The sequence below is a fragment of the Streptomyces sp. NPDC017890 genome, from assembly GCF_044328675.1.
Lineage (GTDB): Bacteria > Actinomycetota > Actinomycetes > Streptomycetales > Streptomycetaceae > Streptomyces.
Map to the genome: position 1 here is coordinate 1 of NZ_JBIRHU010000023.1, position 22,821 is coordinate 22,821.

Sequence of the window (22,821 nt, forward strand, 5' to 3'; positions counted from 1 at the left end):
CCGATCCGATTTCCTCGGCGCTTTCCAGGTTCTCGCTTTCGCGTTTCCCTTTCCGGCGGTTCCGACTCTATCAGATCCTTTCGGCCCTGATTCCCAGTCAGAGGGAGTTGCCGTGACCTTTGGGTTTTCGCCCGTTGGCCTTTCGGCATCCACTACTTTAGCCGATTCCTTCGTTGACTCATAATCGAGTCCTGCGAGTTTGAATTCGAGCGTGCGGACACGTCGAATTTACCCTCGCTAGAGGGGAAGTCGTAAGTAGTGGGTTGACCGCTTCCGGCTGCAGGCGATTGCCGTACCCGGGTCAAGCGGCTCGGGCTACATTACGTGTCTCCCCAGGGAGAGTCAACTGCGGCGTCGCCGCGGCACATGAGCCCGGTACGGACTGACCGTCGGATCGTCGGCGACCCAGTAGCGCCACGGCTGGACGGCGCCCTCGCCGCCCACGCCGGTGCGCGGACCGTTGCGTACCTGGTCGCGGGGGACCGGGGCGCCGGTCAGGATGCGCAGCGGGGTGTCCTCGGCCGTACAAGCGTCCGTGCCGTTCAGGGCGCGGTCCACACCCAGGGCGGTGGCCAGACGAGCGGGGCCTTTGGCCAGTTCCTTGTCATTGCGGGCGGAGAGCCGGCGGGAGCGGGCCAGTTCGGCGCCCTCGATGATCTCGCCGGCGCGGAGCAGAACAGCGCTCGCCCGGCCTTCAGGACCACACACCAGGTTCATGCAGAACCACATGCCGTAGGTGAAGTAGACGTACACGTGTCCGGGGGGACCGAACATCACGTCGTTGCGGGGTGTGCGACCGCGGTAGGCGTGGGAGCCGGGGTCGTTCTGGCCGTCGTAGGCCTCCACCTCCGTCAGGCGGAGGGCGATCGGACCGTCCGGGGTGTCACGGACCAGGATGCGGCCCAGGAGGTCCGGAGCCACCTCGAGGATGGGGCGGTCGAAGAAATCTCTGTGCAGAGGCGTACGGTCGGGGCTCGCGATCATGCCGTCCGAGCGTAACGCAGCCGGGATCGTGCACGGGGTGTTCAGAGGGCGTCCGCCTTGCCGGGCTGCGGGGCGCGGAACCGGCCACGGCCGAATCGCGTTTGTAGGGATCAAGGGTTCACACAATGCCTGGAGAGGGAGAGACATGCCGTTCAAGAAGCTGCTCGCGAGCCTGGGAGCCGGCGGGGCCTCGGTCGAGACCGTGCTGAGCGAGGTCAACGTCGTTCCGGGCGGTGTCGTCCAGGGCGAGGTGCGGATCCAGGGCGGGTCCGTAGACCAGCAGATCGAGGCGCTGTCGGTCGGTCTGCAGGCCAAGGTCGAGGTGGAGAACGGCGACCAGGAGTACAAGCAGGACATCGAGTTCGCGAAGAGCCGGCTCGGCGGTGCCTTCGAGCTGAAGGCGAACGCGGTGCACGCGGTGCAGTTCGGGCTCGAGATTCCGTGGGAGACGCCGATCACGACGATCGACGGGCAGTCGCTGCGCGGGATGAACATCGGCGTGACCACGGAGCTGGAGATCGCGCGCGCCGTGGACTCCGGTGACCTGGACGCGATCAACGTGCACCCGCTGCCGGCGCAGAAGGCGATCCTGGACGCGTTCATCCAGCTCGGCTTCCGCTTCAAGAGCGCGGACATGGAGCGCGGCCACATCCGGGGTACGCGGCAGAAGCTGCCCTTCTACCAGGAGATCGAGTTCCTCCCGCCTCAGCAGTACCGCGGGCTGAACCAGGTCGAGCTGAGCTTCGTGGCGGACGCGCAGGCGATGGACGTCGTGCTGGAGATGGACAAGAAGCCGGGGCTGTTCAGCGAGGGCAGCGACACGTTCCGTTCCTTCGAGGTGGGGCTGAACGACTACCAGGGCACCGACTGGGTCGCGTACCTCAACCAGTGGCTCTCCGAGGTCGGCAGCAAGCGCAACTGGTTCTAGGGGTTCTAGGCTCGGTCGTCTCTGCACCAAACGATCAGGAGGTACCGAGGTGACCGAGCTCAAGCGGCGTCCGCTCCCCCATGACTTCCACCCGCCCGTGCCGTCGTTCACGGTCACGAGCGAGGATGTCCAGGAGGGCGCGACGCTCAAGGACGCTCAGGTCCACGCGGCCGGCAACACCTCGCCGCAGCTGCGGTGGGAAGGCTTCCCCGCCGGGACCAAGAGTTTCGCCGTGACGTGCTACGACCCGGACGCCCCGACCGGCAGCGGGTTCTGGCACTGGGTGGTGTTCGACATCCCGGCCTCGGTGACCGAGCTGCCGGTGGGCGCGGGCAGCGGAGGGTTCGAGGGGCTGCCGGAGGGGGCCGTACAGGCGCGCAACGACTTCGGCAGCAAGGACTTCGGCGGTGCCGCGCCGCCGGCCGGTGACGGGCCGCACCGGTATGTGTTCACGGTGTACGCCGTGGACCAGGAGAAGCTGGGGCCGGACGCGGAGAGCACCCCGGCGTTCGTCGGTTTCAATCTGCGGTTCCACACGATCGGGCGCGCCCAGCTGATCGGCGAGTACGAGGTGCCCGCCGGGAGTTAGCGTTCCGGGCGTTCACGGAACGTTTGCCCGCCCCTGGTCTTGGAATGGATCAGGGGCGGGCATTTTTGTTGCGGGGGTGGTGGGGGCGTGTCCCCCGCAGGAGCAGCAGATATTGCGTTGTCCATCCCGGCGTGCCCGGCCAGAGTTGATCCCAGCCCGCCAGGGGGTGGGCCGGTGCGCACGGGAGGTGGGCTGGTATGCGGGACACGCTGGTACTCAACGCGAGCTTCGAGCCGTTGTCGACGGTGACGCTGAATCGAGCCGTCGTTCTGGTGCTCCAGGACAAGGCCGTCGTCGAACAGGCCCACCCCGAACTGCGGATGCGCGGAGCCGCCCTCGACATACCGGCGCCCCGGGTGATCAGGCTGTGCCAATACGTACGGGTGCCCTTCCGAAGACGCGCCCCGTGGTCGAGGCGTGGCGTGCTGGTCCGGGACCGGCACCGGTGCGCGTACTGCGGGCGGCGGGCGACGACCGTCGACCACGTGGTCCCGCGGTCGCACGGTGGGCAGGACACCTGGCTGAACACGGTCGCCTCGTGCGCGGAGGACAATCACCGCAAAGCGAACCGGACGCCGGAGCAGGCGGACATGCCGCTGCTCCGGGTGCCGTTCGAGCCGACTCCTGCTGACGCGATGTTGCTGGCATTGGGGCAGGACGACTTCAACGCTCTGCCGGAGTGGCTGGCCCAGCCGGCCGCGTAGCCCGCGTCCGCAGTCCGCCACGCGGGTGGGGGCGCACCTCCGGTGGGGAGTGCGCCCCCACCCGCGCAGTGGGTGATGCCGTCAGTCGATGGACGGCTTCTCGCGCCGCTCCTGGGCCGGGACGCTCGCGCCGCCGCCGCTGCCCGAACCGCCGCCCATGCCACCGAAGTTGCCCATGGCGCCGGACAGGCCCTTGAGGGCGTCGCCGATCTCGCTGGGGACGATCCAGAGCTTGTTGGCGTCGCCCTCGGCGATCTTCGGGAGCATCTGGAGGTACTGGTAGGACAGGAGCTTCTGGTCCGGGTCGCCGGCGTGGATGGCCTCGAAGACCGTACGGACGGCCTGCGCCTCGCCCTCGGCGCGCAGGGCGGCGGCCTTGGCCTCACCTTCCGCGCGCAGGATCTGGGACTGCTTCTCGCCCTCGGCGCGCAGGATCTCGGACTGCCGGACGCCCTCGGCCTGGAGGATCGCGGCGCGCTTGTCGCGGTCGGCGCGCATCTGCTTCTCCATCGAGTCCTGGATGGAGGTGGGCGGTTCGATGGCCTTGAGTTCGACGCGGTTGACGCGGATGCCCCACTTGCCGGTGGCCTCGTCGAGGACGCCGCGCAGGGCCGCGTTGATCTCCTCGCGGGAGGTCAGGGTCCGCTCCAGGTCCATGCCGCCGATGATGTTGCGGAGTGTGGTGACGGTCAGCTGCTCGATGGCCTGGATGTAGCTGGCCACCTCGTAGGTCGCGGCGCGGGCGTCGGTCACCTGGTAGTAGATGACCGTGTCGATGTTGACGACCAGGTTGTCCTGGGTGATGACCGGCTGCGGCGGGAAGGGGACGACCTGTTCGCGCAGGTCGATGCGGTTGCGGATGGTGTCGATGAACGGGACGACGATGTTGAGGCCCGCGTTCAGTGTCCGCGTGTACCGGCCGAAGCGCTCGACGATGGCGGCGCTCGCCTGTGGGATGACCTGGATGGTCTTGATCAGGGCGATGAAGACCAACACCACCAGGATGATCAAGACGATGATGACCGGTTTCATCGTGGTTGTCCGTCCCCTTCTCCGCCTCGGCGCTCTGGCAGATCCCGTTGGCCCTGACTGGCGACCCTGACTACTGCTGATCTTACGGCTGTTGAGGATCTTGCTGGTCGAGTCTGACAGACCGTCGCGTACCTCGGAGGGTGTTCGGTCCACTTTCGTCCGGCGCGGTCACATGATGATCGCCGTGGCCCCCTCGATGTCCACGACGTCCACTTCGTCGCCCGTCTCGTAGACGCGTCCGGTGTCGAGTGCGCGTGCCGACCAGACCTCCCCGGCGAGCTTGATCCGGCCGCCGGAGCCGTCGACCCGTTCCAGTACGACGGCCTGCCTGCCCTTCAGGGCTTCCGTTCCCGTGGCGAGTCGGGGCCGTTGGGAACGGTGCCGGGAGGCGATGGGCCGTACGACAGCGATGAGGGCGACCGAGACGACGACGAAGACCAGTACCTGGACGACGACGTCAGCACCGAACCCGGAGGCGACGGCGGCCGCGGCCGCGCCGACTGCGAGCATCCCGAACTCCGGCATCGCGGTCACGACGAGCGGGATTCCGAGCCCTGCCGCGGCGACGAGCCACCACACCCATGCGTCGATGTCGTTCACGTGGTCATGGTAGGTCCGCCGGACGTACCGGGGACAGGGCGCACGGGGGGCGGGTCAGGACAGAGGAAGCCCCTGAGCGGTCCAGCGGTCACCGACCTGCTCGACGACGAGCGGCAGCCCGAAGCAGAGGGACAGGTTGCGGGAGGTGAGTTCGAGCTCCAGCGGGCCTGCCGCCATCACCTTGCCCTGACGGATCATCAGGACGTGGGTGAAGCCCGGGGCGATCTCCTCGACATGGTGGGTGACCATGATCATCGAGGGGGCGATCGGGTCGCGGGCGAGGCGGCCGAGGCGGCGGACGAGGTCCTCGCGGCCGCCCAGGTCGAGGCCGGCGGCCGGCTCGTCGAGGAGGAGCAGCTCGGGGTCGGTCATCAGGGCACGGGCGATCAGCGTGCGCTTGCGCTCGCCCTCGGAGAGGGTGCCGAACTTCCGGTCCAGGTACTCGGTCATGCCGAGGCGGTCGAGGAAGGCACGGGCGCGCTGCTCGTCGATGTCCTCGTACTCCTCCTGCCAGCCGGCGGTCATGCCGTAGGCGGCGGTCAGTACGGTCTGCAGGACGGTCTGGCGCTTGGGCAGCTTGTCGGCCATGGCGATGCCGGCCATGCCGATGCGTGGGCGCAGTTCGAACACGTCGGTGCCGGGCTCGCCGAGGGTCTCGCCGAGGATGGTGGCCGTGCCCTTGCTGGGGTAGAGGTAGCTGGACGCGACATTGAGGAGGGTGGTCTTGCCGGCGCCGTTGGGGCCCAGGATGACCCAGCGCTCCCCCTCCTTCACCGACCAGGAGACCTGGTCCACCAGAGCCCGGCCCTCGCGGACCACGGATACGTCCTGAAGCTCCAGAACATCGCTCATGAGCGCGTTGTCTCCCCTTGCATTGTGGCCGGTCTCGGCTGTCGCGTACGCCTGTGGCTCGGGCCGCCGCGCCGGTGGGCGCAGGCCCTCCAGGAAATCTACGCCACCGGTCGGCTTCACCGTTCCATCGGTCCGGTCCTTAGGGTGGGGGCATGCTCTCGGAACCACGCGCAGGGCGCCTTGCCGCCTGGGGAAATGCCCTTATTGCCGGAATGGTCTCGCCGGACGACGCCGCGCTCGCCGTGGTCGGCGAGGACGCTGTGCACCGGGTGGAGGGGCTGCCCGGCGAATCGGCGCCGGTCGGTCTCACACTGGCGCTGGGGCGGCTGCGGGCGCTCGGGGCGACCGGGCTGCGGGTCGCGCTGCCCGCGCCCGGGCATCCGCTGGGGCTGAGCGGGCCGCCGGACTTCAACGCGCGGGCGTTGGAGGCCGAGGAGGCGGTGATCTGTCACGGTGCGGCGCTCGGGCTGGTGCCGGAGGTGTACGAGGCCGGGCCCGAGGGTGATGTCCACGTCGAGGTCGTCTGGCACTGCCTGCCGGTGCGGGAGGCGCCGCCGGCCGACGTGCCCTCGCTCGGGGAGGCGGAGCGGGAGCTGGCAGAGGCGTTGCGGGACGCGACGGAGGTGCTGACACGGCTGGATGTCGCCGGGTCGGGGCCGGTGGCGGAGGCGGCGATCGCGGCCTACCGGGCGCGAGTCGACGGGGCGGCGCGCAGCGCCTCGATGAGGGGCGGTGGCCGGGCGGCGGGCGGGCGGGGGCGCGAGGTTCTGGCGCCGGGGTATCCGCCGCGGGCGGTGCGGGTGCTGGAGTTGGCGCAGCGGGTGGGGGCGTTGGTGTCACTGGCGTACGAGAACGGGCACGGGGGTGCGGTGAGCGCGTCCGAGATGGCGGCGCGGGGGGAGGCGTTGCGGCCGGTGGAGCGGACGGCTCGGCGGGCGCAGGTCGCGGCGTACAACTCCGTCGTGGAGGAGCGGGAGCGGGGGGTGCGGTGACGTCCCTTGGTTGTACGGGGGCGTCGCTTGGTTGTGCGGGGCGATGTCGCTCGGGGTGCGGTGTCGTGGCTCGTAGGGGTGGCCGGCGTTTGCGTGGGCCGGGGGTGGGGCGCGCGGCCCGGCGCTGACGGGGTGCCGCTGCGCCCACCCGTGCCGCCCCAGCGGCACGACTGCCCGCAGCTGGGGGGCGGCGGGCGGCTGCACCCAGCCGGGGGCGGTTGGCCGTAGCTGGGGGGCTGGGAACGCGACCGGCCTCCCGGGGGAAGGCCCGGGAGGCCGTGGTTGGCTTGGTGGCCGGCCTGGGTCAGTGGTTGACGCCGAGGTTGCCGAAGGCCGGGTTCAGAAGGCCGACGACGTTGACGCTGTTGCCGACGGCGTTCACCGGGATGTGGACCGGCACCTGGACGACGTTGCCGGAGGCGACGCCCGGGGAGCCGATGGCCTCGCCGTGGGCGACGGCGCCGTCGGTGGCGGAGGCCATGCCCGCGCCGGCGACGATCAGTCCGCCGGCCACCATCGTCACGGCCGCTGCCTTCTTCAGGTTCTTCACTTACAAGCCCTCCTTGCGATTGCCGCGGCAGTCGCCGCAGCACGCACTGGAGAACGGCCGGACCCTTCGAAGGATGCGCCATATGGGGGACATTCCCACGACGGTATGAATCTCTGACCGGAGGGGAACCCTCCGGGTCGCCGCCGCGTACGGGGCGGCCCGTCACGGATCAGCCGGTCACACCGTGGCGCACCGCCCACAGCGCGGCCTGGGTACGGTCCGCGAGGTCGAGTTTCATCAGGATGTTCGAGACGTGGGTCTTGACGGTCTTCTCGGAGAGCACGAGCGCGCGGGCGATCTCCCGGTTGGAGCGGCCGTCCGCTATCAGGGCCAGTACCTCACGCTCCCGCTCCGTGAGGGCTCCGGCTCTCCCCTGGCCGGAATTGCCCTCGTCCTGGGAGAGCAGGGCGCCCGCGACCTCGGGCTGGAGCAGGATGTGGCCCGCGTGGACGGAGCGGATGGCGCCCGCCAGCGCGTCGGGATCGACGTCCTTGTAGACGTACCCGGCCGCACCCGCCCGCAGGGCCGGGACCACCGTGCGCTGCTCGGTGAAGCTGGTGACGACCAGCACCCGCGCGCGGTTGTCCAGCTCGCGGAGTCTGCGCAGCGCCTCGACGCCGTCCATGCCCGGCATCTTGACGTCCATGAGGATCACGTCGGGTTTCAGCTCCTCGGCGCGGTCGACCCCCTCGGCGCCGTCCGCCGCCTCGCCCACCACCTCGATGTCGTCCTGCACCTCCAAGAAGGTGCGCAGGCCCCGGCGGACCACCTGGTGGTCGTCGACGATCAGCACCTTGATTGCGTCAGCCACCGGGTACCTCCATCTCGATCGTGGTGCCCTTGCCGGGCGCCGATTGCACGCTCAGCCTGCCGCCCGCGCCCGCTGCCCGGTCCCGCATGGAGACGAGGCCCAGGTGGCGTCCCGCGCGGCGCACCGCGTGCGGATCGAAGCCGCCGCCGTCATCGGTGACGCGCAGCACGGCTCCGGTACCGCGCCGGTGCAGGGTCACGTCGACGTGTTCCGCCGCGGCGTGACGAAGAGCGTTGTGCAGCGCCTCCTGGGCGACGCGCAGCATCGCCTCCTCCTGCGCGGCGGGCAGGGCCTTGACCCCGTGGCCGGCGAAGGTCACGCGCGCGGTGTGGGCGCGGTCGAGTACCTGGATCTGGGTGCGCAGGGTGGCGACGAGTCCGTCCTCGTCCAGGGCGGCGGGGCGCAGCTCGACGACGGCGGCGCGCAGCTCCTCGGCGGCTTCCGCGGCGAGCGCGGCGACCTGTTGCAGCTCGCCCTTGGCGCGCGCGGGGTCGCGGTCGACCAGAGCGGTGGCGGCCTGGGCGGTCAGGCGCAGCGAGAACAGCTTCTGGCTGACCGCGTCGTGCAGTTCGTGGGCGAGGCGGGAGCGCTCCTCGGCGATGGTCAGTTCGCGGCTGCGTTCGTACAGGCGGGCGTTGGTGAGGGCGATCGCGGCGTGCTGGGCGAGGATGCCCAGCAGTTCCTCGTCGTCCGGGGTGAAACCGCAGGTGCCCTGCGGTTTCGGACACGGGGGGTGTGGGGGGCGTCCCCCCACAGGGCGCAGCTTGTTGGCGAGGAACAGGGCCCCGAGGACCTCGTCGCCGTCGCGGATGGGAAGGCCCAGGAAGTCGACCAGGTCGGGGTGGGCGGACGGCCAGCCGCCGAAGCGGGGGTCCTCGCGGACGTCGGCGAGGCGCTCGGGCGTGGCCTCGTGCAGCATCGCGGCGAGGATGCCGTGCTGGCGCGGCAGGGGGCCGATGGCCTTCCACTGCTCCTCGCTGACACCGTCGACCACGAACTGGGCGAAGCCACCGTGGTCGTCGGGGACGCCGAGCGCCGCGTACTGCGCGTCGAGCAGCTCGCGGGCCGAGGCGACGATCGTCTTGAGGACGTCGCGCACCTCGAGGTGCCTGCTCATGGCCAGCAGCGCGGAGCTCACCGCGGCGAGGCCGGACCGGGGGCCGTGACTCATGCCCTCACGGTACCGGCGGGGTGTGACACCGGGATCGGACCTGTGACCGCCGTTGCCTAGGGCGGCGGGCCTAGGACCGAGGTCCCGCCCGTCGGTCCTAGGGCGAAGGGCCCTGCCCGGTTGCGGCCCGTGCCCGAGGTGCCGGTGCGGCCCCGATTCCTACGTTGAGGACCACGCCGGGCCGATCAGGTGGCGTTGGACGACGAGGGGACGTGTGTCATGCCGGTTGCGATCATCACGGGGGCTTCGAAGGGACTGGGCCGGGCGCTGGCCGAGGCCCTGGCGGCACGGGGCTGGGACCTGGTGCTCGACGCCAGGACACCGGAGGTGCTCAAGGGGACCGCGGCGGCTGTGGGGGCGTACGGCACGCGCGTGACGGCGCTGGCCGGGGACGTCACCGACGCCGGGCACCGGGCCGGGCTGGTGGCGGCGGCCCGGCGGCTGGGTGGGGTGGACCTGCTGGTCAGTAACGCGAGCGCGCTGGGTGCGGAGCCGCTGGTGCGGCTGGAGGAGCTGCCGCTCGACGGCCTGCGGCGGGCACTGGAGGTGAACGTCGTGGCCGCGCTGGGCCTGGTCCAGGAGGCGCTGCCGTCGCTGCGGGCGGCTCCGGCGGGCGCGGTGCTGACGGTCAGCTCGGACGCCGCGGCGGAGGCGTACGAGACGTGGGGCGGCTACGGGGCGTCCAAGGCGGCTCTGGACCAGCTGGCGGCGGTGCTGGGCGCGGAGGAGCCGGGGCTGCGGGTCTGGGCGGTCGATCCCGGGGACATGGCCACGGACCTGTACGCGGCGGCCGTACCGGACGACGACGGTCCGCGGCCCGATCCGGTGAGCGTCGTCCCGGCGCTGCTCAGGCTCCTGGACGAGCGGCCGGCCGGCGGCCGCTACGGGGCTCCGGCGCTGCTGGAGGGAGTGCGATGACGCCGACGCTGCACGTTCCGAAGGAGCTGTCGGCGCGGGTGCCCGCCGAGCAGCGCGGGCCCGGACTGGACCGGGACGGCGTACGGCTGCTCGTGTCGCGTGGCACCGAGGTGTCGCATCACGTGTTCGGCGAGCTGCCGGGTCTGCTGCGGGCCGGCGATCTGCTGGTCGTCAACACGTCGGCCACGCTGGCGGCCGCCGTCGACGGGCGCGTCGGGCACGCGCGCGTGGTGGTGCACTTCTCCACGCGCGGGGACGACGGCCGGTGGGCGGTGGAGCTGCGGGATCCCGACGGGCGGGGCACCACGCGCGCGCGTGCGGAGACAGGGGAAGCGGTAGGGCGGGACGTGCTTCCTGCGAAGGGGGGCGGGAGACGGAGGGGAGGGCAGCAGGGGACCGGGGTGCGGCTGCCCGGCGGTGCGCGGCTGGTGCTGGAGGAGCCGCTGAGTACGCGCGGGGACCGGTTGTGGTGGGCACGGGTGTCGGGAGCGGAGGTGCCCGTGCTGCTGCGGGAGCACGGGCGGCCGATTCGCTACTCCTATACGGAGCGGGACCAGCCGTTGTCCGCGTACCAGACGGTGTTCGCGCTGCCGTCCGCGGACGGGTCGGGCAGCGCGGAGATGCCGAGCGCGGCGCGGCCCTTCACCGCGCGGCTGGTGGCGGAGCTGGTGAGCCGGGGGGTGCAGTTCGCGCCGGTGACGCTGCACACGGGGGTGGCTTCGGCTCAGGCGCACGAGCCGCCGTATCCGGAGCGGTTCTCCGTGCCGGAGGCGTCGGCGCGCCTGATCAACGCCGCCGGGGCCGGTGACGGGCGGGTGGTGGCGGTGGGGACGACGGCCGTGCGGGCGGTGGAGTCGGCGGCCGGTGCCGACGGGGTCGTACGGGCCCGGGCGGGGTGGACCGATCTGGTCGTGACTCCGGAGCGCGGGGTGCGGGTGGTGGACGGGCTGCTGACGGGGCTGCACGAGCCCGAGGCCTCGCATCTGCTGATGCTGGAGGCGGTGGCGGGGCGGGCGGCGATCGACCGTGGGTACGAGGCGGCGGTGCTCGGTCGCTACCTGTGGCACGAGTTCGGGGACGTCCATCTCCTCCTGCCGCAGTGCGGCACGCAGGCCCTCACGGATTGCATTGCTCCAGCAACCAACGGTGAGAACAGCGGGGGGTCGATGTGAGCCCCCGCATAGGGCGCACGTCACGTACGAAGAAGAGTAGGAGAACGACTCGTCCGTTTTGACCGGGGCAGACAGTCCTATCTGCCCCGTTTCACCCCTCCCTGATCCACTACCTCGGATCGTACGTCACACCTTTGCCTCCGGATTTTGCGGCCGCTAAGAATTGCTCTCGTCGCTCAACGCGGCGGGTGTCGTCCCGCGGCGTTTGTGCCGGAAGCACCAACTGTCCCCACCGGACGAGAGCGACCTCCGCGCTATCGAAGAGGTCTATCCCGCCATGCCCAAGAACATCTTCACCCGTGGTCACAGTCGTCCCCTGAACCGCACCCACAAGCTCGCGATCGCCGGTGTCGGCACGCTCGGCGCCGCCGCCGTCGCGCTCACCGCGGTCCCCGCCAGCGGCCAGACGACCACGAGCGAGGCCGCTCCGACGGCCAAGGTGGCGTACAGCACCGAGCAGATCCAGGACGTGCACGCCGGTGTCACCGGCCAGCTCGCCGGTGCCGGCCAGAAGGTCGCCTCCATCGAGGCGAAGCAGGAGGCGGCCACCAAGGCCACCGCCAAGAAGGCCACCGCCGAGAAGGCCGTGGAGAAGCGTGCGGCCAAGGAGACCGCGAGCCGGTCCGCCAAGCGCGTCGAGGCCAAGCAGGTCTCGACGAAGAGCTACTCCGACAACCTCGACGGCTGGATCCGCGAGGCCCGGGACATCATGAAGAAGCACGGCATCCCGGGTACCTACGAGGGCATCCACCGCAACATCATGCGGGAGTCCTCCGGCAACCCGAAGGCCATCAACGACTGGGACATCAACGCCATCAACGGCATCCCGTCCAAGGGCCTGCTCCAGGTCATCCCGCCGACGTTCGAGGCCTACCACGTGCCCGGCACCTCCAAGAACATCTACGACCCGGTCGCCAACATCGTCGCCGCCTGCAACTACGCCGCGGACAAGTACGGCACCATGGACAACGTCGACAGCGCGTACTGAGGTCAGCGCGGACCTCTTCACGCCGGCTCGAAGCCGAACGCCGAAGGGCGGCACCCTCCTGAGGGGGTGCCGCCCTTCGGGGCGTCTCGGCCGCGGGTCACTCGCGCACGCGCGGGCTACTTGCGCATGACCTCGGGCTCGTGGCGGCGCAGGAAGCGGGCCACGAAGAAGCCGCAGATCACGCCGAGGACGATCAGCGCGGCCATGTTCAGGCCCCAGGCGCCGACGGTGTGCTCCCACAGCGGATCCGCCTCGGCGCCCTTCTCCGGCGGACTGATCCTGTTGAAGTCCAGCGTGGCGCCGGCCGCGGCGACCGCCCAGCGCGACGGCATCAGGTACGAGAACTGGTTGACGCCGACCGCTCCGTGCAGGGCGAAGAGGCAGCCGGTGAAGACGACCTGGATGATCGCGAACATGACCAGCAGCGGCATGGTCTTCTCGGCGGTCTTCACCAGCGAGGAGATGATCAGGCCGAACATCATCGAGGTGAAGCCCAGCGCCATGATCGGCAGGGACAGCTCGAGGAGTGTCAGCCCTCCGAGGATCAGCCCCTCCTCCGGGATCTCCCGGTTGACGAAGCCGATGACGCCGACCAGCAGCCCCTGCAGCACGGTGATCACGCCGAGCACGAAGACCTTGGACATCAGGTACGCGGACCGGGACAGGCCGGTCGCGCGCTCCCGCTCGTAGATGACCCGTTCCTTGATCAGCTCACGGACGGAGTTGGCCGCGCCGGCGAAGCAGGCGCCGACCGCGAGTATCAGCAGGACCGTGGTGGCGGTGCCGTTGGGAATGATCCGGCCGGTCTGCGGGTTGGCGGGATTGGGCAGCAGGCCCTTGTCGGCGTCGATGAGCAGGCTCACCGCGCCGAGCACGGCCGGCAGGATCACCATCAGGGCGAGGAAGCCCTTGTCGGAGACGATCACCGAGGTGTAGCGCCGTACCAGCGTGACGAACTGGGACATCCAGCCCTGCGGCTTCGGCGGCTTCATCGCCTGCATCGCCGGCACCTGTACGGACTGCGGCGCGACGGCGTCGATGTCCGCGGCGTACATCTGGTAGTGCTGCGAGCCCTTCCAGCGGCCCGCCCAGTCGTAGTCGCGGTAGTTCTCGAAGGCGGAGAAGACGTCGGCCCAGGTGTCGTAGCCGAAGAAGTTCAGCGCCTCCTCCGGCGGGCCGAAGTAGGCGACCGAGCCGCCCGGCGCCATCACCAGCAGCTTGTCGCAGATCGCCAGCTCGGCCACCGAGTGGGTGACGACCAGGACGGTGCGGCCGTCGTCGGCGAGGCCGCGCAGCAGCTGCATGACGTCGCGGTCCATGCCCGGGTCGAGGCCGGAAGTCGGCTCGTCCAGGAAGATCAGCGACGGCTTGGTGAGCAGCTCCAGGGCGACGGACACGCGCTTGCGCTGACCGCCGGACAGGGAGGTGACCTTCTTGTCCTTGTGGATGTCCAGCTTGAGCTCGCGCAGCACCTCGTCTATGCGGGCCTCGCGCTCGGCGCCCGTGGTGTCGGCCGGGAAGCGGAGCTTGGCCGCGTACTTGAGGGCCTTCTTGACGGTCAGCTCCTTGTGCAGGATGTCGTCCTGCGGGACCAGACCGATGCGCTGGCGCAGCTCGGCGAACTGCTTGTACAGGTTCCGGTTGTCGTAGAGGACCTCGCCCTGGTCGGCGGGCCGGTACCCGGTGAGCGCCTTGAGCAGGGTCGACTTGCCGGAGCCGGACGGGCCGATGACCGCGATCAGCGACTTCTCGGGCACGCCGAAGGAGACGTCCTTGAGGATCTGCTTGCCGCCGTCGACCGTGACGGTCAGGTGGCGGGCGGAGAAGGACACCTCACCGGTGTCGACGAACTCCTCGAGCCGGTCCCCGACGATCTGGAACGTCGAGTGGCCGACGCCCACGATGTCGGTCGGGCCGAGCAGCTGGGAGCCGCCCTTGGTGATCGGCTGGCCGTTGACGTACGTGCCGTTGTGCGAGCCGAGGTCGCGGATCTCCATGCGCCCGTCGGGCGTCGAGTGGAACTCCGCGTGATGGCGGGAGACCTGGAGGTCGGAGACGACCAGGTCGTTCTCCAGGGCACGGCCGATGCGCATCACGCGGCCGAGCGAGAACTGGTGGAACGTGGTCGGGCTGCGATCGCCGTAGACCGGCGGCGCCCCCGCCGCGCCACCGGACCCCTGCTGCTGGGGGAAGTGCGGTGCACCCTGCTGCGGCTGTTGCTGCCAGCCGGCCTGCTGCTGCCCGTGCTGCGGTGCCTGCTGCGGCGGCGGCCCCTGTGCCGGTGCCTGTTGCCGCGGCGGCTCCTGGGCCGGTGCCTGTTGCGCCCAGCCCGGGTTCGCGCCCTGAGCGGCGTACGGCTGCTGCTGGGCGGCCTGCGGCGTGCCGGCGGCGGCCTGAGCGCCGGTCAGGTTCAGACGCGGTCCGTCGGTCGCGTTGCCCAGGTTCACCACCGTGCCTGCGCCGAGCTCCATCTGCTGGATGCGCTGCCCGTGCACGAACGTGCCGTTGGTACTGCCGTGATCCTCCACGACCCAACTGCGGCCGTTGAAACTGATCGTGGCATGCCGCCAGGAGACCCTGGCGTCGTCGAAGACAAGCTCCCCCTGCGGATCGCGTCCGAGCGCGTATGACCGGGACGGATCGAGCGTCCAGGTCCGTCCATTGGATTCCAGTACGAGTTCCGGCACTCCATGCCCCACTGAGTTGTCCCCCGATGTACCCCCGTCGCGGGGAGTCTAGGGATGTCGAACATCGGGGGGAACTATTTCAGGCTCGGCCCCCTGACCGAAAGTCGGGCCTTGTGAAAACCGCGTAGGCACCCATCGGCCGTTCCCGTTGACGAGGTTGAAACCTGCCCGGAGAGTGGTATTCCACGCGAGGGGGACATGCGCGGCAACTGGGCCGCGCAGCGGATCGGGGGGTCTGCCATGAGCGCGTCCACGAGCGTCGGATCCGAGGAGCACGGCCCCAAGGTGCCGTGGGGGGACGTCCTGTTGTCCGCGATCGCCTCCGTGAGCTGGGCGTTGATCGGCATGGCGGGAACGGCGGCGCTCGGTCTGCGTCTGCTCGACGCGGACGCGGCGGGCTCACTGGGCCCGATGACCGCGGCGGTCGTGGCGCTCGGCGCGGGCGGTTCGGTCACACCGGCCGGTGACGTGTCCGCGTTCGGGCTGAAGGGTGCGCAGGCGCACACGGCCATTGAGATCACGCCACTGGGCGTGGGGCTGGTCGGGGCGCTGCTGCTGTCGTTCTTCTTCCTGCGGTCCCTGCGGGCGGCCGGAGTCGTGGTCTCACCCGCCGAACTCCTCGCGCGCGCGGGCGCGGTGATCGCCCTGTTCGTGGGGATGATGGGCGGACTGGCCTGGGCGGGTCACGACGTCATCACGATCGACGGCGGCTCGCTCGGGCTCGACGACCTGCCTGGCGGCGGGGGCGGTGGTCTTGAGATTCCGGGGCTCGGCGACGTGGGCGACATCGGCGGGCTGCTGCCCGGCCGGATCGGTGACCTCGTCGAGGCCGAGGCCGCCGTCGGCTTCACGGTCGACACCGCGCCGACGCTGCTGGGCGGCCTGGTCTGGTCGGCCGGGGTCCTGCTGATCGCGCTGCTGGCATCGCGCCGCACTCCCCTGCCGCGCGGGTTCGAGGCCGTGCACCGGGTGGTCCGGCCGGCCGTGTCCGCCCTGGTCACGGTGGCGCTGACGGCGGTGGCGGCCGGCTTCGCGGCGGCGGCCTACGCGGCGATCGGCGACGACCATCCGCGGCGGATCGCGGGGGCCGCGCTGCTGGGCGCGCCGAACGGGGTGTGGCTCGGTGTTCCGATCGGACTGTTCGTGCCGTGGGACGGGCGGGCCACCGGTGAGCTGGTCGGGGTTCTCCCGGCTCCGCTGGACGAACTGCTGAGCGCCGGCGCCGAGGATCCGGTCACGCTCGGGCGGCTGGCGGAGCTGGACGAAAGGGTGTGGCTGCTCGGGGTGGCGGCGGCGCTGATGATGCTGCTGGCCGGGGTGCTGACGGCGGTACGGACACCCGTGGCGCGGGACGAGGCACGCTCTGCGGCCTTCGCCGGGCGGTGCGCCGTACGGCTGGGCGTCGTGACCGCGCTGTCGCTGTCCCTGCTGGTCCGGTTGACGGAGGTGTCCGTGGACGCCTCGCTGTCGGTGCTCGGCGTCGACGCCTTCGGTGCGGGCATCGACCTGCGCGGACACCTCGGTACGGCGCTGCTGCTGGGTGCCGTGTGGGGCGCGGGGGCGGGGGCCGCCGGGGCGTTGCTGGCGCGGGCGAGCGGGGCGGCCGGGTCGGGGGCGACGGCGTTGGCACGGGGTGCCGAGGCGGCGGGGGTGGGTGTCGCGGGCGGGGTCGACGAGAGCGCCGGCGGTACGGCGTACGCGGGGCCGCCGCCCTCGGGGCCGTACCGGCCGGGCGCGCCGCACCGGCCGCCCGGCCCCGGCACCAATCCGTACCTGCGACCGCGGGAAGGGGCGGCGGAGGCAGGAGCGGGACCGGCGGCGGGGACAGGAGCGGGGGAACCGGAGGATGCGCGGCCGGCGGGGTCGTGCCCTCCGCCACCGTCCGGTGCGGGGCGGGAGCCGGGCGCCGGGCGGCCCGATTCCGGCGCCCGGCCGCCCGGCGGCACGGGGCAGGGGGACGGGCGCGTGGGCCGGTGGCCCGAGAGCGCGGGGCAGCAGCCCGACAGCCACGAGCGGCAATCCGGCGACGACGTGTACGGCGCCCCTACGGTGGCCGGGCCGCTGGGGCCGCGGCCGGGACCGCCGCGGCGGCCTCCGCGGCCCGGGGAACGGCCAGGGGGCCGGCCGCCGTCCCGGTGGGGCGAAGGGCCTCCGCCTCCGCCTCCCCCGCCTCCGGCGCCACCGCGGCGGCCCAGGGACGGGCAGTAGGAAGGCCGTACGCGGACGGGGCCGGCCGCGTGGCCGCCCCAGCCCCGGATGCCACCGGACCTCGGGGGGCCGGAGCCGCCGTTCTTGAGCTCCCCGGCGACCTCCGCGCCCGGCACGGCCCTGGCCGCCGAACGGCCTCCCTCCGCGGACGGCCGTCCCCTCCCCCGCCGCCCGCGGCGCCGGAGCCGACGGTGAAGCGGTCGGACACGAAGCAGGCCACCGACCGCGACCCCACAAAGCGCCCGCTGGTTCCGTCTACGTGGGTACCGTGGAGCCCGACGTGCTCGCCGGAGGTGAGGGACCACCGATTTCACCGCCCTCGCTTCCAGTGCCACCTCGGGTGTCGTGTCCGTCAGGCGGACCTCGGGGGCGGGAGGCACCGAGTGCCGGATACGGTTGTAGGACCATGAGCGCTTCGCAGACCTCTGACGTTCCCACGCTTCTCGTCAAGATCTTCGGCAAGGACCGACCGGGCATCACGGCCGGCCTGTTCGACACCCTCGCCGCCTACTCCGTCGACGTGGTCGACATCGAGCAGGTCGTCACCCGTGGCCGGATCGTGCTGTGCGCGCTCGTGACCGAGCCGCCCCGGAGCCTGGAGGGCGGTCTGCGGGCGACCGTCCACAGCTGGGCGGAGTCACTGAAGCTGCAGGCGGAGATCATCTCCGGCATCGGCGACAACCGGCCGCGCGGTCTCGGCCGCTCCCTGGTCACGGTGCTCGGCCACCCGCTCACCGCGGAGGCGACGGCCGCCATAGCGGCCCGGATCACCGAGTCCGGCAGCAACATCGACCGCATCTTCCGGCTGGCCAAGTACCCGGTGACCGCCGTCGAGTTCGCGGTGTCCGGCGTGGAGACCGAGCCGCTTCGCACCGCGCTGGCCACCGAGGCCGCGGCGCTCGGTGTGGACGTCGCGGTCGTCTCGGCGGGGCTGCACCGGCGGGCGCAGCGCCTGGTCGTGATGGACGTGGACTCCACGCTGATCCAGGACGAGGTCATCGAGCTGTTCGCCGCGCACGCCGGCTGCGAGGACGAGGTCGCCGAGGTGACGGCGGCCGCGATGCGCGGGGAGCTGGACTTCGAGCAGTCGCTGCACGCGCGCGTGGCACTGCTGGCGGGGCTGGACGCCTCCGTGGTGGAGAAGGTACGCGGCGAGGTACGGCTGACGCCGGGTGCCCGCACCCTGATCCGTACGCTGAAACGGCTCGGCTACCAGGTGGGGGTCGTCTCCGGCGGCTTCACCCAGGTCACCGATGATCTGAAGGAGCGGCTGGGGCTGGACTTCGCCCAGGCCAACACGCTGGAGATCGTCGACGGCAGGCTGACCGGCCGGGTCACCGGGGAGATCGTGGACCGGGCGGGCAAGGCCCGGCTGCTGCGCCGCTTCGCGGCCGAGGCGGGCGTACCGCTGTCGCAGACCGTGGCGATCGGGGACGGCGCCAACGACCTGGACATGCTGAACGCGGCCGGGCTCGGGGTCGCCTTCAACGCCAAGCCGGTGGTGCGCGAGGCAGCGCACACCGCGGTGAACGTGCCCTTCCTGGACACGGTGCTGTATCTGCTCGGCATCACCCGCGAGGAGGTCGAGGCGGCGGACACGCTGGACGAGGGTCTCGGCGAGGCCGTGGGCCTGCCCCTCGACCGGATCTGACCCGCCCCGGCCCGGCGCGGATCTGACCCGCCCCGGCCCGGCGCCTCGTACGGCGAGGGCCCGGACCGTCCGGGTGCCGGGCCCTGTCGCGCGGAGCCGGATCAGTCGGTCGGCGCCCAGTAGTCGACCAGGGAGGCAGCGCCCGGCTCCACGTCCTTCCAGGAACCGGTGAAGGTCAGGACGGCGAAGGCCGCGGTCGGGAAGCCCCGGTGGCCCATCCGCTCCCGGACGTCGTCCTCGGCCGAGCCGGACAGGATCTCGGCGAGTGCTTCCATGCCCGGGTTGTGGCCGATCACCAGCACGTTCCGCAGGTCGTCGGGGGTCTCGTTGAGCAGGGCGATCAGCTCGCCGGGCGAGGCCTCGTAGATCCGCTCCTCGTAGACGGTTTTCGGCCGCTGAGGGAACTCCGCGACGGCGAGCTTCCAGGTCTCGCGGGTCCGGACCGAGGTGGAGCACAGGGCCTGGTCGAAGGGGACTCCGGTGTCCGCGAGCCTGCGCCCGGCCTCTGCGGCGTCCTTGCGGCCCCGATCGGCGAGCGGCCGCTCGTGGTCGGTCACCTGTGGCCAGTCGGCTTTCGCATGCCGGAAAAGGACAATCCTGCGGGGGTCTGCGACGCTCATGGCATCCAGCTTCGCATGAAACAGGCCACAGGGCGCAGGGAGTTGACATGCGGATTCACCGCCTGAAGCGGATCCGGGGCTCCGGTCCGGCCTCAGCGCGCGATCAGCTGCCGCACCCGCTCCAGGAGGTGGGCGATCTCGGGTTCGCCGGCGGTGGCGTGGGCCTCCACGGGATTGAGTATCAGCAGGAGCAGCGCCACGAAGGCGAGCACGGGAAGGGCGAGGGCCCACCAGGGAAGCCGGATCTCGACGCCGCCCCGGGTCGTCTGGGGAGGCCGGATGTGGGTAGGGGCCGACATGAGTGCCTCCGCTGGTCTTCGAACGTCCCTGGTCCGTGCTCCGCGGCCCGCCTGTGACGGGCACATCTCGAAACTACGGAATCCGCGGGCTCCAACCCATCCGGAGGTCCACCCACTTGACCCTGACCCTCACCCCCTAGGGGATGGGGGGGTTAACCCCACCATCGGGCGGACGAGGGGGGATCACGGTGAGGCGATCGTCGCGATGATGCCGATGATCACGAAGATCGCGAGGAAGCCACCGAAGACGTACAGCATCTTCTTCTGGCCGTGCTGGGGGTTCGGGTCGAGGACTGGCATGCCGCAAGTCTCGCATCCGTCACCCGCACCGGGGCGGGCGGGCCGCTTCAGGAGTCAGCGGGGCTCTGCCCGGGTCAGCGGGCCGCTTTCCGGAGTCAGCAAGCCCCTGCCGGAGTCAGCGGGCCTCCGCAGGCCTCAGCACGCCCCTGCCGGAGTCAGCGGGCCTGCGCAGGCCTCAGCACGCCTCTGCCGGGGTCAGCGGGCCGCCTCCTCCTCCACCGTGCGGTCGCGTCCCGCCAGGAAGCCCACCAGCATCTGCGGCACCATCAGGGCGCTCATCAGCGCGATCGGCAGGCCCCAGCCGCCGCTGTGCTGGTAGAGCACGCCCACCAGCAGCGGCCCCGGGATGGAGATCAGGTAGCCGGTGCTCTGCGCGAAGGCGGACAGCTGGGCGACGCCCGCTCCCGTCCTGGCCCGCATCCCGACCATGGTCAGCGCGAGCGGGAAGGCGCAGTTGGAGACGCCGAGCAGCAGGGCCCAGGCCCAGGCGCCGCCGGCCGGCGCGAAGTACAGGCCGGCGTATCCGGCGAGCCCGCACACGCCCAGTACCAGCACGATCGGGCCCTGGTGGGGCAGGCGGGTGGCCACGCGCGGGATGACGAAGGCGAGCGGCACGCCCATCATCATGATGACGGCGAGCAGCAGCCCGGCGGTGCCGGCGGACACACCCGCGTCCCGGAAGATCTGTGCCATCCAGCCCATCGTGATGTAGGCGGCGGTGGCCTGGAGACCGAAGAAGACGGCGAGGGCCCAGGCCGTGCGGCTGCGGGTGATCCGCAGCGGGGGCTGCTCGGCGGGCCGCTCCGCCGGCCGGTCCGCACGACGCGCGGCGGCATGCTCCCCAGCGCCCTCGTCGGCCTTGCCGGCCTCGTCGGCCCCGTCCGGGGCGGGCGCGAGCGTGGACGGTGTCCTGCGTTCGCGTACGAACGGGATCCACGGCAGGACGGCCGCCGCCGCCAGCACGGCCCACACCGCGAGGCCGGGCTGCCAGTTGCCGCCCAGCGCGTTCGTCACGGGCACGGTCGCCGCGGCGGCGATCGAGGTGCCGAAGGCGAGCGCCATCGAGTACAGGCCGGTCATGGAGCCGACCCGGTCGGGGAAGAAGCGCTTGACGATGACCGGCATCAGGACGTTGCTGACCGCGATGCCCATCAGCGCGAGGGCGGTGGCGGCGAGAAAGCCGGCCGTGCCGCCGGCGTACGGGCGTATGAGCAGGCCCGCGGCGATGGCCACCATGCCCGCGCAGACCACCGCGCCCGGCCCGAAGCGGCGGGCCAGCCGGGGGGCGGTGACCCCGAAGACGGCGAAGCAGAGCGGGGGCACGGAGGTCAGGAGCCCGGCCACGCTGCCGCTCATGCCGAGCCCGTCGCGGACCTCCTCCAGGAGCGCGCCCAGACTCGTGATGGCGGGGCGCAGGTTGAGCGCGGCCAGGACGATGCCGAGGAGCAGCAGGCGGGTCGTCCACGTCGTCCACGCGCGCGTGCCGGGCGCCCCGGACGCCTCGTGGGGTACCCGGGCGTCGTCGCGTGCGGCCGCCTCGCCGGGGGTCGTGGACTTCACGGTTTCCGTCCGAGTCCCCGTCCGGGTTTCGTCACTAGCCATGAGACCCATCATAGAATCATGGGATGATTGGTTGTCCATCCCGGCGTTCATCCGGTGGCTGTCCGTCCCCGGGACTCGCGTGCGAAGGTGAGCCATGCCCCTGAGCCATCCCCGCCGTTCGGCACTGTCCGAGCAGGTCATCGCGGCACTGCGTCAGCAGATCGCCTCGGGCGAGTGGCCGGTCGGGTCTCGCATCCCGACGGAGCCCGAACTGGTCGAACAGCTCGGTGTCGCCCGGAACACGGTCCGTGAGGCGGTCCGCGCGCTCGCCCACAACGGTCTGCTGGACATCCGCCAGGGCTCCGGCACGTACGTCGTGGCGACCAGCGAGCTGGCGGGCGTGATGCAGCGCCGTTTCGCCGAGGCCGACCCCCGGCACATCGCCGAGCTGCGTTCCACGCTGGAGTCCGCCGCCGCCCGGCTCGCCGCCGAGCGGCGCACGGAGAAGGACCTCAAGCAGCTCGACACGCTGCTGGTGCGTCGCGAGGAGGCCTGGGAGTCGGGCGACACGGAGGCGTTCGTGACGGCGGACGCGACTTTCCACCTGGCCGTCGTGGCCGCCTCGCACAACGACGTGATGACCGCGATGTACGCGGATCTGGGCGAGGTCATGCGGGACTGGCTGCGCGTGGACGTCGGCGGCGAGCTGACGCCGGAGACACACATGGACCACACGCGGCTGGTCGACGCGATCCGCGCGGGGGACACGGTGACGGCCGCCCAGGAGGCGGCCGGCTATCCGTTCCTGTGCCGTCCCGGCCGGATCAGCGCGCCCGCTGGTGGCTGACCCACGCCGCCTGGACCTCCTTCCAGCACCGCCCCTCCAGACGTACGGTCAGCGCGGGCGCCGCCAGAACCGCCGAGCCGTCGCTGTCGAGGTCCCACCAGCGGGCGCACTCGACGTGCAGGCGCACGTGGTCGGTCTCCGGGTACGGGTTGTGGCAGTGAGCGGTCACGTGGGAGTCGTCGACGCGGACCATGCACTCGGCGCCGAACGGCTCCACCGGCGCGGAGTCCCCGGAGTCCCCGGTGGGCACGAGCGCGTGGGACACCGCTTCGTACGGCAGGAACAGCACGCAGCCGAGGGCGGCGGTCACTGAGGCCAGGCGGGAAAGCAGACGCACAGGGGGACCTCCTCGGCCGTACGGGGAACTGGGGAGGGA

General features: G+C 71.5%; 23 protein-coding genes. 10 read left to right on the top strand and 13 right to left on the bottom strand.

Annotation, left to right across the window (positions count from 1 at the left end; translation table 11 throughout):
* Window positions 1-342: 342 nt before the first annotated feature.
* On the bottom strand, window positions 343-984 hold the full coding sequence (locus ACH4F2_RS27365) for a DNA-3-methyladenine glycosylase (protein ID WP_398135406.1): 642 nt from the start codon (window positions 982-984) through the stop codon (window positions 343-345).
* A gap of 145 nt (window positions 985-1,129) precedes the next feature.
* Here ACH4F2_RS27365 and ACH4F2_RS27370 point away from each other — a divergent pair, with 145 nt between their 5' ends.
* From ACH4F2_RS27370 to ACH4F2_RS27380, 3 genes are all read left to right on the top strand, one after another.
* The gene (locus ACH4F2_RS27370) at window positions 1,130-1,912 is read left to right on the top strand and encodes a sporulation protein (protein WP_398135407.1); all 783 of its coding nucleotides are present in this window, start codon (window positions 1,130-1,132) and stop codon (window positions 1,910-1,912) included.
* A 49-nt stretch (window positions 1,913-1,961) separates the two neighbouring features.
* The gene (locus ACH4F2_RS27375) at window positions 1,962-2,501 is read left to right on the top strand and encodes a YbhB/YbcL family Raf kinase inhibitor-like protein (RefSeq protein WP_398135408.1); all 540 of its coding nucleotides are present in this window, start codon (window positions 1,962-1,964) and stop codon (window positions 2,499-2,501) included.
* Window positions 2,502-2,698: 197 nt separating this feature from the next.
* The gene (locus ACH4F2_RS27380; RefSeq protein WP_398135409.1) at window positions 2,699-3,205 is read left to right on the top strand and encodes an HNH endonuclease; all 507 of its coding nucleotides are present in this window, start codon (window positions 2,699-2,701) and stop codon (window positions 3,203-3,205) included.
* Between the two features lie 81 nt (window positions 3,206-3,286).
* Here the strand turns inward: ACH4F2_RS27380 and ACH4F2_RS27385 are convergent, their stop codons facing one another.
* The 3 genes from ACH4F2_RS27385 to ACH4F2_RS27395 all read right to left on the bottom strand — a co-directional run bounded on the left by ACH4F2_RS27385 (window position 3,287) and on the right by ACH4F2_RS27395 (window position 5,689).
* Window positions 3,287-4,237, bottom strand: coding sequence for an SPFH domain-containing protein (locus ACH4F2_RS27385; protein WP_398135410.1), 951 nt, complete (start codon window positions 4,235-4,237; stop codon window positions 3,287-3,289).
* 168 nt (window positions 4,238-4,405) lie between these two features.
* A complete protein-coding gene (locus ACH4F2_RS27390) occupies window positions 4,406-4,837 on the bottom strand; it encodes an NfeD family protein (protein WP_398135411.1) in 432 nt (143 codons plus the stop codon).
* A gap of 54 nt (window positions 4,838-4,891) precedes the next feature.
* A complete protein-coding gene (locus ACH4F2_RS27395; RefSeq protein ID WP_279566094.1) occupies window positions 4,892-5,689 on the bottom strand; it encodes an ABC transporter ATP-binding protein in 798 nt (265 codons plus the stop codon).
* Window positions 5,690-5,841: 152 nt separating this feature from the next.
* On the opposite strand from ACH4F2_RS27395, the gene ACH4F2_RS27400 reads away from it, so the two are divergent.
* On the top strand, window positions 5,842-6,681 hold the full coding sequence (locus tag ACH4F2_RS27400; RefSeq protein ID WP_398135412.1) for a hypothetical protein: 840 nt from the start codon (window positions 5,842-5,844) through the stop codon (window positions 6,679-6,681).
* Between the two features lie 304 nt (window positions 6,682-6,985).
* Here ACH4F2_RS27400 and chpE read toward each other — a convergent pair whose 3' ends face one another.
* The 3 genes from chpE to ACH4F2_RS27415 all read right to left on the bottom strand — a co-directional run bounded on the left by chpE (window position 6,986) and on the right by ACH4F2_RS27415 (window position 9,213).
* Window positions 6,986-7,231, bottom strand: a complete 246-nt coding sequence (chpE, locus tag ACH4F2_RS27405; protein WP_398135413.1) for a chaplin ChpE — start codon at window positions 7,229-7,231, stop codon at window positions 6,986-6,988.
* Between the two features lie 169 nt (window positions 7,232-7,400).
* Window positions 7,401-8,042: a response regulator gene (locus ACH4F2_RS27410; RefSeq protein WP_398135414.1), complete on the bottom strand. Its 642-nt coding sequence runs from the start codon at window positions 8,040-8,042 to the stop codon at window positions 7,401-7,403.
* Window positions 8,035-9,213, bottom strand: coding sequence for a GAF domain-containing sensor histidine kinase (locus tag ACH4F2_RS27415; RefSeq protein WP_398135415.1), 1,179 nt, complete (start codon window positions 9,211-9,213; stop codon window positions 8,035-8,037). The genes ACH4F2_RS27410 and ACH4F2_RS27415 overlap by 8 nt, the downstream gene beginning before the upstream one ends.
* A 219-nt stretch (window positions 9,214-9,432) precedes the next feature.
* On the opposite strand from ACH4F2_RS27415, the gene ACH4F2_RS27420 reads away from it, so the two are divergent.
* The 3 genes from ACH4F2_RS27420 to ACH4F2_RS27430 all read left to right on the top strand — a co-directional run bounded on the left by ACH4F2_RS27420 (window position 9,433) and on the right by ACH4F2_RS27430 (window position 12,291).
* Window positions 9,433-10,131 carry an SDR family NAD(P)-dependent oxidoreductase gene (locus ACH4F2_RS27420; RefSeq protein ID WP_398135416.1) on the top strand — a complete coding sequence of 233 codons (699 nt, stop codon included), beginning with the start codon at window positions 9,433-9,435 and terminating at the stop codon, window positions 10,129-10,131.
* Window positions 10,128-11,303: an S-adenosylmethionine:tRNA ribosyltransferase-isomerase gene (locus ACH4F2_RS27425; RefSeq protein ID WP_398135417.1), complete on the top strand. Its 1,176-nt coding sequence runs from the start codon at window positions 10,128-10,130 to the stop codon at window positions 11,301-11,303. Before ACH4F2_RS27420 ends, ACH4F2_RS27425 begins: the two co-directional genes overlap by 4 nt.
* A 277-nt stretch (window positions 11,304-11,580) precedes the next feature.
* The gene (locus tag ACH4F2_RS27430; protein ID WP_398135418.1) at window positions 11,581-12,291 is read left to right on the top strand and encodes a transglycosylase SLT domain-containing protein; all 711 of its coding nucleotides are present in this window, start codon (window positions 11,581-11,583) and stop codon (window positions 12,289-12,291) included.
* A 116-nt stretch (window positions 12,292-12,407) separates the two neighbouring features.
* Here ACH4F2_RS27430 and ACH4F2_RS27435 read toward each other — a convergent pair whose 3' ends face one another.
* The gene (locus ACH4F2_RS27435) at window positions 12,408-14,978 is read right to left on the bottom strand and encodes an FHA domain-containing protein (protein WP_398135419.1); all 2,571 of its coding nucleotides are present in this window, start codon (window positions 14,976-14,978) and stop codon (window positions 12,408-12,410) included.
* Between the two features lie 240 nt (window positions 14,979-15,218).
* On the opposite strand from ACH4F2_RS27435, the gene ACH4F2_RS27440 reads away from it, so the two are divergent.
* Entirely contained in the window at window positions 15,219-17,186 is a 1,968-nt protein-coding gene (locus tag ACH4F2_RS27440) for a streptophobe family protein (RefSeq protein WP_398135420.1), read from the top strand.
* 406 nt (window positions 17,187-17,592) lie between these two features.
* Entirely contained in the window at window positions 17,593-18,837 is a 1,245-nt protein-coding gene (gene serB / locus ACH4F2_RS27445) for a phosphoserine phosphatase SerB (RefSeq protein ID WP_398135421.1), read from the top strand.
* A gap of 101 nt (window positions 18,838-18,938) precedes the next feature.
* On the opposite strand, the gene ACH4F2_RS27450 is transcribed toward serB, so the two are convergent.
* The 4 genes from ACH4F2_RS27450 to ACH4F2_RS27465 form a co-directional block, all read right to left on the bottom strand.
* Window positions 18,939-19,457 (bottom strand): SixA phosphatase family protein, encoded by a 519-nt coding sequence (locus ACH4F2_RS27450; RefSeq protein ID WP_398135422.1) that lies wholly within the window; start codon window positions 19,455-19,457, stop codon window positions 18,939-18,941.
* 92 nt (window positions 19,458-19,549) lie between these two features.
* Window positions 19,550-19,756, bottom strand: a complete 207-nt coding sequence (locus tag ACH4F2_RS27455; RefSeq protein ID WP_398135423.1) for a hypothetical protein — start codon at window positions 19,754-19,756, stop codon at window positions 19,550-19,552.
* Between the two features lie 183 nt (window positions 19,757-19,939).
* On the bottom strand, window positions 19,940-20,056 hold the full coding sequence (locus tag ACH4F2_RS27460) for an SGM_5486 family transporter-associated protein (protein ID WP_121746300.1): 117 nt from the start codon (window positions 20,054-20,056) through the stop codon (window positions 19,940-19,942).
* 195 nt (window positions 20,057-20,251) lie between these two features.
* On the bottom strand, window positions 20,252-21,670 hold the full coding sequence (locus ACH4F2_RS27465; RefSeq protein WP_398135424.1) for a CynX/NimT family MFS transporter: 1,419 nt from the start codon (window positions 21,668-21,670) through the stop codon (window positions 20,252-20,254).
* A gap of 82 nt (window positions 21,671-21,752) precedes the next feature.
* On the opposite strand from ACH4F2_RS27465, the gene ACH4F2_RS27470 reads away from it, so the two are divergent.
* Complete coding sequence (locus ACH4F2_RS27470; RefSeq protein WP_398135425.1) at window positions 21,753-22,445, top strand: FadR/GntR family transcriptional regulator; 693 nt, start codon at window positions 21,753-21,755, stop codon at window positions 22,443-22,445.
* On the opposite strand, the gene ACH4F2_RS27475 is transcribed toward ACH4F2_RS27470, so the two are convergent.
* A complete protein-coding gene (locus tag ACH4F2_RS27475; RefSeq protein WP_398135426.1) occupies window positions 22,423-22,782 on the bottom strand; it encodes a hypothetical protein in 360 nt (119 codons plus the stop codon). The two genes, ACH4F2_RS27470 and ACH4F2_RS27475, sit on opposite strands and share 23 nt — an antisense overlap.
* Window positions 22,783-22,821: the final 39 nt, after the last annotated feature.

What these genes read in the sequence shown, in the direction of transcription:
- ACH4F2_RS27365 (WP_398135406.1), bottom strand. Translation starts at nt 984, where the DNA reads ATGATCGCGAGCCCCGACCGTACGCCTCTGCACAGAGATTTCTTCGAC.
- ACH4F2_RS27370 (WP_398135407.1), top strand. Translation starts at nt 1,130, where the DNA reads ATGCCGTTCAAGAAGCTGCTCGCGAGCCTGGGAGCCGGCGGGGCCTCG.
- ACH4F2_RS27380 (WP_398135409.1), top strand. Translation starts at nt 2,699, where the DNA reads ATGCGGGACACGCTGGTACTCAACGCGAGCTTCGAGCCGTTGTCGACG.
- ACH4F2_RS27385 (WP_398135410.1), bottom strand. Translation starts at nt 4,237, where the DNA reads ATGAAACCGGTCATCATCGTCTTGATCATCCTGGTGGTGTTGGTCTTC.
- ACH4F2_RS27395 (WP_279566094.1), bottom strand. Translation starts at nt 5,689, where the DNA reads ATGAGCGATGTTCTGGAGCTTCAGGACGTATCCGTGGTCCGCGAGGGC.
- ACH4F2_RS27400 (WP_398135412.1), top strand. Translation starts at nt 5,842, where the DNA reads ATGCTCTCGGAACCACGCGCAGGGCGCCTTGCCGCCTGGGGAAATGCC.
- ACH4F2_RS27415 (WP_398135415.1), bottom strand. Translation starts at nt 9,213, where the DNA reads ATGAGTCACGGCCCCCGGTCCGGCCTCGCCGCGGTGAGCTCCGCGCTG.
- ACH4F2_RS27420 (WP_398135416.1), top strand. Translation starts at nt 9,433, where the DNA reads ATGCCGGTTGCGATCATCACGGGGGCTTCGAAGGGACTGGGCCGGGCG.
- ACH4F2_RS27425 (WP_398135417.1), top strand. Translation starts at nt 10,128, where the DNA reads ATGACGCCGACGCTGCACGTTCCGAAGGAGCTGTCGGCGCGGGTGCCC.
- ACH4F2_RS27430 (WP_398135418.1), top strand. Translation starts at nt 11,581, where the DNA reads ATGCCCAAGAACATCTTCACCCGTGGTCACAGTCGTCCCCTGAACCGC.
- ACH4F2_RS27440 (WP_398135420.1), top strand. Translation starts at nt 15,219, where the DNA reads ATGAGCGCGTCCACGAGCGTCGGATCCGAGGAGCACGGCCCCAAGGTG.
- serB (WP_398135421.1), top strand. Translation starts at nt 17,593, where the DNA reads ATGAGCGCTTCGCAGACCTCTGACGTTCCCACGCTTCTCGTCAAGATC.
- ACH4F2_RS27450 (WP_398135422.1), bottom strand. Translation starts at nt 19,457, where the DNA reads ATGAGCGTCGCAGACCCCCGCAGGATTGTCCTTTTCCGGCATGCGAAA.
- ACH4F2_RS27455 (WP_398135423.1), bottom strand. Translation starts at nt 19,756, where the DNA reads ATGTCGGCCCCTACCCACATCCGGCCTCCCCAGACGACCCGGGGCGGC.
- ACH4F2_RS27460 (WP_121746300.1), bottom strand. Translation starts at nt 20,056, where the DNA reads ATGCCAGTCCTCGACCCGAACCCCCAGCACGGCCAGAAGAAGATGCTG.
- ACH4F2_RS27465 (WP_398135424.1), bottom strand. Translation starts at nt 21,670, where the DNA reads ATGATGGGTCTCATGGCTAGTGACGAAACCCGGACGGGGACTCGGACG.
- ACH4F2_RS27470 (WP_398135425.1), top strand. Translation starts at nt 21,753, where the DNA reads ATGCCCCTGAGCCATCCCCGCCGTTCGGCACTGTCCGAGCAGGTCATC.